General features: G+C 56.3%; 8 protein-coding genes. 5 read left to right on the top strand and 3 right to left on the bottom strand.

The genetic code is table 11. The features are described from left to right. Positions 1–32 precede the first annotated feature (32 nt). A complete protein-coding gene (gene putA, locus Mag101_RS09310; RefSeq protein WP_077403887.1) occupies positions 33–3179 on the bottom strand; it encodes a bifunctional proline dehydrogenase/L-glutamate gamma-semialdehyde dehydrogenase PutA in 3147 nt (1048 codons plus the stop codon). 149 nt (positions 3180–3328) lie between these two features. On the opposite strand from putA, the gene Mag101_RS09305 reads away from it, so the two are divergent. The 3 genes from Mag101_RS09305 to Mag101_RS09295 all read left to right on the top strand — a co-directional run bounded on the left by Mag101_RS09305 (position 3329) and on the right by Mag101_RS09295 (position 6018). After that, a complete protein-coding gene (locus Mag101_RS09305; RefSeq protein ID WP_010130879.1) occupies positions 3329–3832 on the top strand; it encodes an Lrp/AsnC ligand binding domain-containing protein in 504 nt (167 codons plus the stop codon). Between the two features lie 23 nt (positions 3833–3855). Beyond that, positions 3856–4797: a DMT family transporter gene (locus Mag101_RS09300; RefSeq protein WP_077403884.1), complete on the top strand. Its 942-nt coding sequence runs from the start codon at positions 3856–3858 to the stop codon at positions 4795–4797. Positions 4798–4860: 63 nt separating this feature from the next. After that, complete coding sequence (locus tag Mag101_RS09295; protein WP_077403881.1) at positions 4861–6018, top strand: acyl-CoA dehydrogenase family protein; 1158 nt, start codon at positions 4861–4863, stop codon at positions 6016–6018. A gap of 46 nt (positions 6019–6064) precedes the next feature. Here Mag101_RS09295 and greB read toward each other — a convergent pair whose 3' ends face one another. After that, positions 6065–6580 carry a transcription elongation factor GreB gene (gene greB, locus Mag101_RS09290; RefSeq protein ID WP_077403878.1) on the bottom strand — a complete coding sequence of 172 codons (516 nt, stop codon included), beginning with the start codon at positions 6578–6580 and terminating at the stop codon, positions 6065–6067. Further along, complete coding sequence (locus Mag101_RS09285; RefSeq protein ID WP_232324969.1) at positions 6580–8586, bottom strand: S9 family peptidase; 2007 nt, start codon at positions 8584–8586, stop codon at positions 6580–6582. Before Mag101_RS09285 ends, greB begins: the two co-directional genes overlap by 1 nt. Positions 8587–8812: 226 nt before the next feature. Between Mag101_RS09285 and Mag101_RS09280 the strand changes: the two genes are divergently transcribed. Continuing rightward, positions 8813–10330 (top strand): alanine/glycine:cation symporter family protein, encoded by a 1518-nt coding sequence (locus Mag101_RS09280; RefSeq protein ID WP_077403875.1) that lies wholly within the window; start codon positions 8813–8815, stop codon positions 10328–10330. A 195-nt stretch (positions 10331–10525) separates the two neighbouring features. Further along, positions 10526–13192, top strand: coding sequence for a hypothetical protein (locus Mag101_RS09275; protein WP_077403872.1), 2667 nt, complete (start codon positions 10526–10528; stop codon positions 13190–13192). The last annotated feature ends 40 nt before the right edge of the window (positions 13193–13232 follow it).

Here is a 13232-nt window from a genome sequence, read left to right as displayed (position 1 = left end):
GCGTGCCAGTTAATGCACGCTCGGTTCAGCGATCACTGTCCGAGGGTAAATAGCTGGGTGTTGCCGCCGGTGGCAACGGTGTTTACCGTTTTGGTTTTTTCGTTGCCAAAGCGGAACAGGTAATGCGGACCGCCAGCCTTTGGACCAGTGCCGGACAGGCCCATACCACCAAACGGGTTTACACCAACAACAGCACCAACCATGTCGCGGTTTACGTAGCAGTTACCGGCATCCACACGCTTGAAGATGGCGCCGGCACGGCCCTCGATACGCGAGTGCAGGCCAAAGGTGAGCCCGTAACCCGTTGCATTAATGCGGTGGATGACGTCTTCCAGTTCCTCAGCCTTGAAGCGCACCACGTGCAGGAAAGGACCGAACACTTCGCGCTTCAGCAGATCGAAGTCTTTGATTTCCACCACCTGTGGGCCAAAGAAGGTTCCGTCTTTGGGCTGCTTGGCGGTGTCAAATGCAAACAGCGGATTGGCCTCAACCGCCATGCGCTCGCGGTGCGCTTCCAAGAGGCCAAGTGCCTTCTCGTCAATTACCGGGCCGATGTCGGTTTCCAGTTTGGCCGGGTCCCCCAGAGTCAACTCTTCACAAGCACCTTTCAGCATGTTGAGAAGGTTGTCGGCGATGACGTCCTGCACACACAGGATACGCAGGGCAGAACAACGCTGGCCGGCACTGAGGAACGCAGACTGAATAACATCGTCCACGACCTGCTCTGGCAGTGCGGTGGAGTCCACGATCATTACATTCTGGCCGCCGGTTTCCGCGATAAGCGGTACGATGGGGCCGTCTTTCTCCGCTAGCTGTCGGTTGATGTGTTTTGCGGTTTCGGTGGAACCGGTGAACGCTACGCCAGCTACGCGCGGGTCGTCCAGCAGCGGTTGGCCGATGGCGGCACCGGTGCCGGTGATCAGGTGCAACACCTGTTTCGGGACACCGGCTTCGTGCATCAGTTGGATCGCGCGTGCGGCAATCAGTGGTGTTTGTTCCGCAGGCTTTGCCAGCACGCCGTTACCTGCAGCCAGGGCTGCAACAACCTGGCCGGTGAAAATTGCGAGCGGGAAGTTCCACGGGCTGATGCACACGAACACACCGCGACCGCACAAGCTCAGCTCGTTGCTCTCGCCCGTTGGGCCGGGCAGGGTAGTCGGTGTGCTGAAGTGTTTGCGCCCGCCATTGGCGTAGTAGCGACAGAAATCGACGGCTTCGCGCACTTCGCTAATACCATCGTTCAGTGTACGGCCCGCCTCGCGGCAAATCATTGCCACCAGCTCGTCGGAATGCTGCTCATACAAGTCCGCGACTTTGTCGAGAATCTTCGCGCGCGCATCACCGCCCAGACGGTCCCAGCTGCGTTGCGACTCTGCCGCGGATGCGAATGCCTGTTGAATCTGCTCGGCAGAGGCATTGGCGGTATAGCCAACCAGCGCGCCGGTCGCCGGATTGACCACGGGCAGGTCTGCACTGCCAGATACGCCATCCACAATCGGGCCGCCGCTCCACATCATGCTGTCGCTGTTGGCGACGGTCTGCAGCAGGGGGGCGGCAGCAATTGGGTCGGTTAGCTCGATACCGTGAGAATTTTTTCGCGGCAGGCCTTCATGGCCGAGATAGATGTCTGCCGGCACCGGGATTTCCGGGTGACGGTACGGGTTGCAGGCTTCACTTTGCTTGAGGGTGTCCTGCACCAGTTCGGATACCGGTGTTTCCTCGTCCATGAAACGGTTGACGAAGGAACTGTTTGCACCGTTTTCCAGCAGGCGACGGACCAGGTAGGGAAGCAGGTCTTTGTGCGCGCCTACTGGCGCGTAGACCCGCACCGGAACCGACTTGCCGTGTACCACTTCGATCTGGTCGTACAGCAGGTGGCCCATGCCGTGCAGGCGCTGGAACTCGTAATTATTTGCGTCGCCGGCCAGTTCGAGAATCAGGCCGACGGTGTAGGCATTATGCGTAGCAAACTGCGGGTAAATGGCGTCGCGACCATCGAGCAGTTTTTTCGCGCAGACCTGATAGGACAGATCTGTGTGGCACTTGCGGGTATACACCGGGTAATCGGTGAGGCCCATTTGCTGGGCGTGCTTGATCTCGGTATCCCAGTAAGCACCTTTTACCAGACGCACCATCAGCTTGCGGCCAGTGTCGCGGCCAAGGGCGATTAGCCAGTCGGCAACGTGCGGGGCGCGTTTCTGGTAAGTCTGGAGTACAAAACCAAGGCCCTGCCAATCTTTCAGTTCCGGATCTCGGGCCAGAGATTCGAAAATATCCAGTGAAATATCCAGGCGCTCGGCTTCTTCCGCGTCGATATTGAGGCCCATGTCGTATTTGGCCGCCGCCACACACAGAGCTTTTACCTGTGGTAGCAATTCGGTCATCACCCGTTCCCGTTGCAGCTCGCTGTAACGGGGGTGCAGGGCAGAAAGCTTGATGGAAATACCGTTTGCTTCGACCACGTCGCGCTTGCTGTTATCGGCGCCGATGGCCTCGATGGCCATCATGTAGGCATCGAAGTAACGTTGGGCGTCGGCCATGGTGCGGGCACCTTCACCGAGCATGTCGAAGGAGAAACGGGTGCCAGGCTTGTTTTCGGCGGGGCCGCGCTTCAGTGCTTCCTTAATTGTGCGGCCCAGAACGTACTGTCCACCCATGATTTTCATGGCCTGCATCATCGAGGTGCGAACCATCGGTTCACCCATGCGGCTGACCAGGCGCTTCATCCAGGTGGAAGGTTTCTCGGTGATGTCCGGGTCCAGCTCTACGATGTTGCCGGTCAGCATCAGGCCCCAGGTGGAGGCGTTAACGAACAGGGAGTCAGACTGACCGCGATGGCTCGACCAGTTTCCTGAATGCACCTTTTCGGCGATCAATTTGTCTGCAGTGTCTGCATCCGGGACCCGCAGCAGGGACTCTGCCAGGCACATCAGTGCAACTCCTTCCTTATTCGACAGTCCAAACTGCTGTAGGAAGGCATCCAGAGTGCCGCGCTTGCTGCGCTGCTCGCGGGACTTGACTACCAGCTCACTGGCTGTCGCCAGAATCTTCTCACGCAGTGCTTCGCCTGGACGAGGGGCAGCAAGCAGTTCACTGACGCACTGGTTCTCGTCGGCGTGCAGGTATTCCCGTGCTTTCTGGCGTGCACTTTTGAGGTCTCCGGAGAAGTGTGTGGGCATAGGTATTTCCTCGAAACTCCCTAGGGAAAATTTGTTCAGAATAAAAAACCGGATTATGTGGCAAAGATCCCAGAATTAATCTCCAATTTGGGAAGAAGTGTGGTTAAATGTAGGGGTTATCCGGTTAATTACCAGTAGGGTATTTTGCTATGTCTCGAAAATTGGAAGATCTGGACCGTATCGACCGTCAGATCCTGCGAATTCTCCAGCATGCAGGCCGTCTTCCCAATGTGGAGCTGGCGCGCCGAGTCAACCTCAGCCCCACGCCCTGTCTTGAACGGGTCAAGCGTTTGGAGCGTGAAGGCTTCATCAAAGAATATGTCGCGCTGCTGGACCCGCTGAAGGTGCACGCTGGCCTGGTGGTGTATATCCAGGTGTCTCTGACCGATACCGCCACGGAAGCACTCGAAGCATTCAATAAGCACCTGTCCAGCCTCGAAGAGGTACAGGAGTGCCATATGGTGGCGGGTGGTTTCGACTACCTGATCAAAATCCGTATTAAGGATATGCTCGGCTATCGGCAATTCCTTGGGGAAAAGCTGGCCTCGGTACCGGGTGTGCGGGAGACCCATACCTATGTGGTAATCGAGGAGGTGAAGACCGATACCTCTGTTGCCATCCCTGAGCCGGAACCGAAAAGCGGCAAGCGCTGACTTTTAAGTCCCGGGAGGTCCTGATGGCGCTATCCGCCACGCAGAGCGCTGATGCCGATAACCGCCGCGCAACCCTGTTTGCGCTGGCGGCGGTGCTTTGCTGGTCCACTGTGGCCAGCGCCTTCAAGCTGTCACTGCAGTACCTGTCGCCTCTGCAATTGGTGACCATTGCGTCTGTCGTCTCCACGCTATTTATGGCGGGCGTTATTGTGTGGCGAGGCCACACTGCGCAGGTTGCCAGCGCCTGGCGCCAATCACGGGGATGGTTTATCACGCTTGGATTCTGCAATCCCTTCCTGTATTACCTGGTTTTGTTTAATGCCTACGACCTGCTGCCGGCGCAACAGGCGCAGCCGTTGAATTACACCTGGGGCGTTGTGTTGGCGTTGCTCTCGGTGCCGGTATTGAAGCAAACCCTGCGGCGCCAGGATTTTGTGGCCGGGATCGTGTGTTATTCCGGCGTTCTGGTGATTGCGACCCAGGGCAACCTTTCCGAATTGCGCTTTGAGCAACCCCTTGGTGTCGCTCTAGCGCTTCTCAGTACCGTAATCTGGGCCTGTTACTGGCTGCTGAACACGCGCATTGGTGGTAACGCTGCGGTAAATCTGTTCCTGACATTTAGCTGTGGTTTGCCCTGGCTTGCTGCAGCGGTCTGGTGGCAGGGAGGATGGCAGTGGCCGCCGCTTGCCGGGTGGGTTGGTGCTGTTTATGTCGGTTTGTTTGAGATGGGAATTGCGTTCCTGTTGTGGCAAGCGGCGCTACTACACTGTGATAACACAGCGCGCATTAGCAACTACATCTATTTGTCGCCGCCACTGTCACTGCTACTGATTGCACTGCTGGTGGGGGAGCATATTCACCCCGCAACCATCGCTGGGCTCGGGCTCATACTGCTGGGTGTGGCGATTCAGCAGGGTCTCGTGCGGCGTTTATTGCTGCGGCGACAGGCACCGTTAAACAAATAAATAACAATAACATCGCCCCGTGAACGTTTTTCACCGGGCGCTGAGTGATGAACGAGAAATGCCATGAATTTTGAACTGTCTGATGAACAACAAATGATCCAGGGGGCTGCCCGCCAATTCGCCGAGAGTGAGCTGAAACCGGTAGCGGCAGAGTTGGATCATACGGGTAACCGCGAATTGCTTTTGGAGAAACTAAAGCAGTTGGCGGAACTGGGCTTTATGGGGATCAATATCGATCCTGACTTCGGTGGCACCGGCGCGGGTACGATTGCGTTCGCGCTCGCGATTGCCGAAATTGCGCGCGGTTGTGCATCCACTGCAACCACCACCTCGGTAACCAATATGGTTGCGGAAGTGATTCAGGCGAAGGGTACCGAGGAACAAAAAGGCTACTTCCTGCCAAAAATATGCAGTGGCGAATACCGCGCGGGCTCTTTCTGCCTGACCGAGCCCGGGTCCGGATCTGATGCTGCAGCCATGCGCACCCGCGCGGTCAAAGATGGTGACGACTACGTGTTAAATGGCAGCAAGCTGTTTATCAGTAGCGCCGAGTTTGCCGGTGTTTTTGTTGTTTGGGCGGTTACCGATTCCTCTGCACCGAAAGGCAAGGGTATTTCCTGTTTTCTGGTGGAAGCCGGTACGCCGGGTCTGGTAATTGGTAAAGCCGAAGAAAAGATGGGGCAAAAAGCCTCGGTTACCAACGAAGTTTCATTCCAGGACTGCCGTGTGCCCGCCGCAAATATGCTCGGTGAAGAAAACCGTGGATTCCGTATCGCTGCCGGCGAATTGGCCGGCGGCCGTATTGGCATCGGTTCCCTGGCGCTGGGGATTGGTCTTGAAGCGCTGGATTGCGCGCGTGCCTACCTGCAGGAGCGCGAACAGTTTGGCAAGCCACTGTCCCAGTTCCAGGGGTTACAGTGGCAGCTCGCGGATAAGTACACGGAAATGGAAGCCGCACGCTTGTTATTGCTGCAGGCGGCCTGGCAGAAAGACGCCGGCCAACCATTCGGTCCCGCGGCCTCTATGGCAAAGTTGTACGCGTCCGAGAAGGCCAATGAAGCCTGCTATGTCGCGCTGCAAATGCATGGCGGTGTTGGTTATACGAGAGAATATCCGCTGGAGAGAATGGCGCGAGATGTTCGTATTACCACGATCTACGAGGGGACCAGTGAGATTCAGCGATTGATCATCGCGCGGCATCTGCTCGAAGGTGTTCGATAACTCCGAAAAAAATGGTGGCCGAGGCCACCATTTTTGTTCCAACGCCCTAATCGATTACCGGGTTTTCCGGATATTCAATATCCGTAATGTAATAGGTCACCCAGACCTCGTGCTGTTGAATCTCGATTTCATCATCGAGCCGCTTTCCCAATAGTGCTCGGGCCACGGGGCTGTCCATGGAGATCAGTCCCTCTTTTACGTTAAATTCGTCGGGCCCGACAATGCGGTACTTCACTTCCTTTTCTTCCTCGTCCTCCAGCGTCACCCAGGCGCCAAAGAAGACCTTGTCCTTGTCGTCCGGAATACGATCGACAATGGTGATTTCCTCCAAACGTTTGGTCAGGAAGCGTACCCGGCTGTCGATCTCTCGCAGGCGCTTTTTGCCGTAGATGTAATCCGCATTCTCACTGCGGTCACCGAGTTTTGCTGCATCGCTGACTGCCTGGGTAACCCGCGGGCGTTCAACTTCCCACAACTGCTTTACCTCGGCACGCATGCGCGCAGCACCTTCTGGGGTGATGTAACGAGAGCCGCGAGGGCGGGGTGGTCGCCAGCGGCCCATCAGCGGTTTTCCTCAAGGTTGTCGATCTGAATACCTGGCCCGGCTTTCGCCAAGTCGAAATTGAAGACCCGGCTGTAAAACTCAAGCTCGCCTTCCAAGGCCATTTCAATACTGCTGGCGGCTCGGAAACCGTGACCTTCTTCCGCGAAGGTGATGTATGCCACGGGTATACCGCGCCCGCGCAAAGCATTGACCATGGTCTCTGCCTGATTTGCGGGCACCACTTTGTCCTCCAGTCCCTGGAAGAAGATCACTGGGCACTCTAACTGTTCGATGTGGTTAATCGGTGAGCGCTGCTGGTAAACATCCTCCGCCTGCGGCCAAGGGCCGACCAGCTTGTCGAGATAACGCGATTCGAACTTGTGTGTATCCCGGGCGAGGGTGGTGAGGTCGCCAATGCCATAATGGCTTGCGCCTGCGGAAAAGGTGTTGTGGAACGTCAGCGCGGCTAGCACGGTGTAGCCGCCGGCGCTGCCGCCTTTTATCAGCATCCGTTTGGGGTCGGCGAGACCTTGCTCAACCAGGTACTCGGCGCCGGCACAGACATCTTCGACATCGAGCAGTCCCCAGTTGTTTTCCAGGCGGTCGCGGTAGTTGCGTCCGTATCCGGTACTACCAGAGTAATTGACGTCGAGAACCCCGAAGCCACGGCTGGTCCAGTATTGCACTTTAAGGTTGAGCCCGGCAGAAGTGGCGCCGGTGGGGCCGCCGTGTCCGAACACAATGATCGGTGGCTTTTCCTCGGCGGGGGCCAGGTAACCCGGGTTATGCGGTGGATAAAAAAAGGCATGTACCTCGCGATCGCCAACGGAGTAGGTTACTGGTTGCGCGGGCGAAAAATACGTGGCATCCACCGGGACCGAACTGCTGCTTGCGAGCGTCTGGAAGGTATCGCTTGCGCCGGAGTATTGATAAACCGCGGGGAAATCCGTTGTGCCGCTGCCAATAAATACGGCTTGGTTTTGCCCGCAGCGGATACTTTCAAAATCGCACCCAGGGTGGTTAATTTGCGCGTGTCGCCCGCGCTTTAAGTCGATGCGCGCGAGCTTCCAGATTCCCTGCTGGGTGTAGGTGCAGAAGATTGTATTTGCATCCAGGAACCCATAGGTGGACATACCGAACACCCACTGCGGCGTGGCGAATTCTGCGTCGATTTCCCAGATAGGCTTGTCGCTTCCCGCCCAGTAAATATTCCACCAGTTGGTCTTGTCGGAAACGTAGAACAGGTCTCCGCTGGGTGACCACTGGGGCTGGAAGATCGACTCGCCTTCACCGCCGGCAATTTTCTGCACCTGCTGGATACCGCCATCCTTATCGAATTCGGCGATCAAGAGTTCTGTTGAATCCCACGGCATGTTGGGGTGATGCCACTGCAGGAAGCTGAGTTGTTTTCCGTCTGGGCTGAGACTCGGCGATGCGTAAAAGTCCGCGCCTTCCGCCAGTAGGGTTTGTGGGGGCGTCGAATCACTCTCGCCGTGGTGTCTGAGGTCAATGGCAATCAACCGCGCCACAGCTTCTGCGTCAGGGGCTGAATTATCTTCCTGCACGCAGATAAGACGCTTGCGAGGCGCGTCAAATTGCAGGTCAGCGTAATGGAATGGGCCTTCGGGGGTAACTGCTTCCGGGGTATGGCCGTCCAGTGGCATTCGGTAAATACGCTGATCGGCCGCGAGCACGAAATAGACATGGCCACCACCGATGGTGTAGACGCCACCGCCATATTCATGAGCCTTGGAGCGAATACTAAAGGGGGCTGGCAGTAAGTCTCTCGTTTGGGGGCTTGCCGGGTCCGAATAGTCACATTCCACCAGTGCGGAACGTCCTTTTTCTGTTGGACGCGACTCCAGCCAATAGGCTTTGCCGCCAAAGAGCTGAGCCTCACCGAGGCGGACATTGCCGCCGGTAAGTAGGTTTGCGGTTATTGGTGATTTCCAGCTGCCATAAGGAGCCGTTGTTGTGTTACCGGGAGTTGACGGCGCAGGAGAAGAGTCATTGCGAGACGACATAGTGTTGGGTCGATTCCTTGTTCTTTTTTCAGTCGTTTGGGCGGACTGGTTTGGCAATATTGTACGTCAGCGCCCGTCGGTAACAAGGGCGGCATTGGCGCTTTCCGGCAGCTGATCTTTACTGATTCTATAGACCAAATTTTCGTCGGCTGTCGCGCAATACTTTTTCTGCGCACTATCCCGGTTCAGGGCCGTCGCGTATGTGTTCGCAAGAGTGAAAATACCTATGCAGGCACTTTCAGATTTTTTCCATTCCGTCATCAGCATAGGCAACCAGATTACCTGGGGCGGGGTAGGTGGTATCTGGTGGATCGGTATCCTGATTGCCGCGCTGCTACCCGCAGGCCTCTATTTCACCGTGCGGACCGGCTTCGTACAGATACGTGGATTTGTGCACATGATTCGCGTGATGGCACACAGTTTTCACAAAGAAAGTGACGACTCAATCTCTTCCTTTCAGGCATTCGCAACCAGTGCGGCGGCGCGGGTTGGCACCGGCAACATTGCCGGGGTAGCGGTAGCGATTACCGCGGGCGGTCCGGGGGCTGTTTTCTGGATGTGGGTAGTTGCGCTGGTGGGCATGGCCACAAGCTTGATCGAAAACACCCTGGCGCAGACCTTCAAGGAAACCGGCGATGAGCCGGGCACATTCCGCGGTGGGCCTGCGTACTATATCGACAAGGGGCTTGGGCGAAACTGGAAATGGTTGTCGGTGGCATTCTCGATTTTTCTGGTGATCTGCTTTGGCTTCTTCTTTAACGCGGTGCAGGCCAATGCCATGGCAGACGCGGTGCGCGAGGCATGGGGCATCAATCCATTGTTGATAGGATGCGTGATCGCGGTGATGGCCGGCGTGATTGTGTTCGGCGGTATTCATTCCATCGGCCGCTTCGCGGGTATCGTCGTGCCTATTATGGCGCTGTGTTATATCGCAATCGCCTTCGCCATTGTGGTGCTGAATATTGAGCGCTTACCTGAGGTGTTTGGCCTGATTATCGGCAGTGCGTTTGGTGCCCAGGAAATGGGCGCAGGGGCATTTGGTGCGGTGATAGCGAATGGAATCAAACGTGGTCTCTTCTCAAACGAGGCTGGGATGGGGTCCTCACCTAACGTGGGTGCCGCTGCAGACGTTAAGCACCCGGTAGTGCAGGGATACGTACAAATGGCCTCGGTGTTCCTCGACACCATGATGATCTGTACTTCAACGGCCAGTATTATCCTGCTGAGTGGTGTGGAGTATGCGGGTGTTGTGGAAGGGGTGACTCTGACCCAAGCTGCTCTTGCCAGTGAGGTGGGCCCTTGGGGGAATGGTTTCCTGGCGATTGCGCTGCTGTTCTTCGCGTTTACCTCGATCATTGCCAATTACTACTACGCGGAAACCAACATCTTCTATCTATGGCATACCCGTGTATCTATCTTTTGTTATCGGGCGCTCTATATCTGCTTTATCTTGTTTGGTGCCTGGGTGGCACAGAGTGGTAGCTCGGATAATTTTTCGCTGTTGTGGAATATGGCGGATATGTCCATGGGCTTTATGGCGTCGGCGAACTTACTGGCGATCTTGTTGCTGTCTGGGGTGGCGCTAAAGGTCTTTGCCGATTATGAGGCCCAGCTCCGTCGCGGTATTAAGGAGCCGGTGTTTGATGCGCGGGAGCATAATATCCCTGGCGTCGAGTTGTCCGTTTGGTCACCGAATTCTTCACCGGATTCTTCACCGGCAGGGAAGCCAAAACATCCCAATTAGCACAGAGGACCTGTGACGCAGGCCGCACCCCGGTCTGGGATGTGGTTAGCGGCCTTGCTGTGACCAAGTGTGCAATTGGTCGCTCGACTGTTAATACCTCATTCCAGTGAGAACCAGTCCCCATCTGCCTTGGAAGGAATCCCTTAGTCTCGCCTCCATCACAATAAATCTAGCCCGGGTGGCGGCGAGGAATTCATGGTAAACCAGGAAAGGTTTCAAATTGTCTCTGCGGGCAAAACCGTACGTGCCAAGGCGCCGCAGGAAGTTCTGCAACAACTGACCAGTGCCTTTTCCATTGGCGCTGAGCAGGGCAAAAAGCTGTTCCTGAAAGGCTGGGTGATTAAAGATCAGCTCTCCTCGGCGCAGGTGGTTCAGTACCGCACGCAATTGCAGCAGCTGGGTCTGAAGATCGAAGTGCATCCGGCGGGCAAGTTTGATAATCAGGCCATCCTTGCGCGTCTTAAGTTTGCCCGCCAACGTGAGGCGCGAAAAAACCAGTTACCCGATGCAAACAATGTGCAAGTCGAGGTGGCTGCGCCGCCCAGCAGTGCCAGTCTGAAACCAACTGAGCCGAAGTCTGCCAAAGAGCCTTTGGTGCACGAGTCGGCCCTCCAGCAAGAAAAGAAACCCGCAGCGAGCGAAGCCGCAAGCCCGAAGGCGCCAAGCAACCATAAGAACGGCACTGCATGGAAGCAGTTGCGCGCACTATTCCAGGAAGAAGCCGCATCTCAGGACGAATCTGTTGCGTCGCGCATTGCATTGCTCCCGCACATGTTGGCTGCCGCTATTGTTCCCTTGATGTTTGCGCTGCTGTTGTGTCTGTGTCTGTATCAGCTGGGTATGGCGTTGTGGTCGCTGCCTGCAGCGGCCCTCGCTGGTGAGTTTGGTTCGGCAACAATTTTGAGCGCAGGGCTCACGACACTGCTTGTACTTTTTGTGGGCGTGGTAGTGGTTTACCCGTTTTACGTTGCCGGCCGCTCTCGTGATTCTCATGACTTAGTTGGCAGCGAAGGAAACGCGGAAGACGGGCAGGGTAATCAGTCGCTGCGCCTAGTCAAGAAAGACGCGCCGGGCCTGTTTTTGTTGCTGGATGTACTCGAAGATACCTGCGGGCTGGGCATTGCGACCAAGCAAAAAGGTCCACAAAACCTGTCGAGCGCAGTGGTTGCCACTCAGGTGGTAGTGACGTCTGGAAGCCAAATTAAAGTCATCAAAGCAGGCCAGGGGCAATTCCGACTTTCCATCGGCCTTGCGGCAGTCGCCACCTTGCAAGGCGGAGATGTACTCGGCTTGATCGGCCGTGCCCTCAGCTATTACCGGGGTCGCTGGAGCCGTCTGGCAACCGAGCTATCCATTGGTACCGCACAGCGCTTACAGAACATGCAAGATGCGTTCGAACAAGAGCGCACCATTTTTGGCAATGACGAGAGTGTCATTACCCCGTTACGTCCATTGCACCGGATGGTTGCCCTGTGCGGCCATGCGTTGATACCTGTTGTGGACCGCCTGCATAACATGCACGGTCGTTTAAGTGGACGATTGGGGCGGCATCTGGAGGCGCAGGCGGATAGGACTGCGGCGCATTTGCTGGGCAGTGACGGTTTTCAGGGCTTCGCGGAACGCTGGAACTACCTTGTTCATTCAGACCTGATCTGTAGCGAAATAAATCGTGAGGCGCAATTGATCGGTAAAAAGCTGGCTGACGTGCCTGCTGCTGTTCGTTGGATGTATAGCAATCTCAGCAGTGAAGATAAGACCGGAATCGACGCGGCCATGGGGCAGGAGACGGAATTCTGGCCAATGGATGAACCGGCAGGACACCAGCGTATTACTGCGGTAGAGGCGCACGATTGCGCCCCGCAGCTGCAGCGGGTCGACTTCTCTCTGCAAAAGCTCTTTGAAGACTTTGTCGAGCTATGTGGCCGAGTCAGTCGGGCGGATGGTGACGATAGTTGTCGTCCTGTAGAAAACCGTTTGCTGCTGGAGTCGGATAAGGAGAGCGAAGCTGCACAGCAGGTTTTGACAGAGTATTTCAACCGGGTAATCCCTCGGGACTTCCTACACCTTAAACTCCCCACGAACAACGAATTGGCCGAGCTTGACCTGCAGTCGTCCATCGACTGGCTGCGTTCGCGCCTGCTGGACTTGCAGGAGCTGGAACAGCGTCGGGCCCAGCTGCAGCTCACTGGAGCGCGCATTCAGGTTGGTGCGGCGCTGGTACGGGCGAATTTGCGTATCGATCCGCGCAGTTATGACTTGAGTGGTACAACGCCGTCTGCGGCAGACGAATCCATCCGCGATAACCGGGTGCGTCTTGAAGAGTGTCAGCAACAGCGGCACTTGATTCACAGTCTGTTTTATCAGCGTATTACGAGAACCATTGCTGCGATGGATACCGGTGCTCGCGGGGGGGCAGAGGCGTCGGTTTCACGTCTGCGTGCCTTTGATGCACTGGCTGAGCCACTCACCGTTCTCGGCCGTTACGGGGATGTGGTCTGCGAGCTGATTGAGCGCTTGCCGAATCAGGAGCTGCCGCAAACTCTGTTGCAAAAGTACCCGCAGATCATCTGTGAGCAGGTGCGTAAGCTCAACCAGCTGGTTGCAAGACATGGTGTGGTAGTGAGTGCGCCTCAGCAACAAAAGCTGTCTGCGTGCGGTGAAGGGGCCATCGAGCTATCGGTCAAAGGGCGCAAGGATGAACTCGCCAGCGGACTTCAGGCGCTCGAACTGCGTTGCAAGACGGTATGTGGTGTGGTGCAGGAAGGTTATCAATTGGAGCTGGCAGGCCTGCTGAAACTGTGTCTCGAAGAAGAGAAGCGGCTTAAGGTGAAACCTCTGCGACTCGCCGCAATTTCGGCCTAGTTTGAACCTGTAGATTGGGGGCGGGCAGGGCTAGCCAGGC

It is taken from the genome of Microbulbifer agarilyticus, assembly GCF_001999945.1.
GTDB classification, from domain to species: domain Bacteria; phylum Pseudomonadota; class Gammaproteobacteria; order Pseudomonadales; family Cellvibrionaceae; genus Microbulbifer; species Microbulbifer agarilyticus_A.
The sequence above is the reverse complement of the archived record's forward strand: the minus strand, read 5'-3'. Positions and strand labels throughout refer to the sequence as shown.

What these genes read in the sequence shown, in the direction of transcription:
- putA (WP_077403887.1), bottom strand. Translation starts at nt 3,179, where the DNA reads ATGCCCACACACTTCTCCGGAGACCTCAAAAGTGCACGCCAGAAAGCA.
- Mag101_RS09295 (WP_077403881.1), top strand. Translation starts at nt 4,861, where the DNA reads ATGAATTTTGAACTGTCTGATGAACAACAAATGATCCAGGGGGCTGCC.
- Mag101_RS09300 (WP_077403884.1), top strand. Translation starts at nt 3,856, where the DNA reads ATGGCGCTATCCGCCACGCAGAGCGCTGATGCCGATAACCGCCGCGCA.
- greB (WP_077403878.1), bottom strand. Translation starts at nt 6,580, where the DNA reads ATGGGCCGCTGGCGACCACCCCGCCCTCGCGGCTCTCGTTACATCACC.
- Mag101_RS09285 (WP_232324969.1), bottom strand. Translation starts at nt 8,586, where the DNA reads ATGTCGTCTCGCAATGACTCTTCTCCTGCGCCGTCAACTCCCGGTAAC.
- Mag101_RS09280 (WP_077403875.1), top strand. Translation starts at nt 8,813, where the DNA reads ATGCAGGCACTTTCAGATTTTTTCCATTCCGTCATCAGCATAGGCAAC.
- Mag101_RS09275 (WP_077403872.1), top strand. Translation starts at nt 10,526, where the DNA reads ATGGTAAACCAGGAAAGGTTTCAAATTGTCTCTGCGGGCAAAACCGTA.
- Mag101_RS09305 (WP_010130879.1), top strand. Translation starts at nt 3,329, where the DNA reads ATGTCTCGAAAATTGGAAGATCTGGACCGTATCGACCGTCAGATCCTG.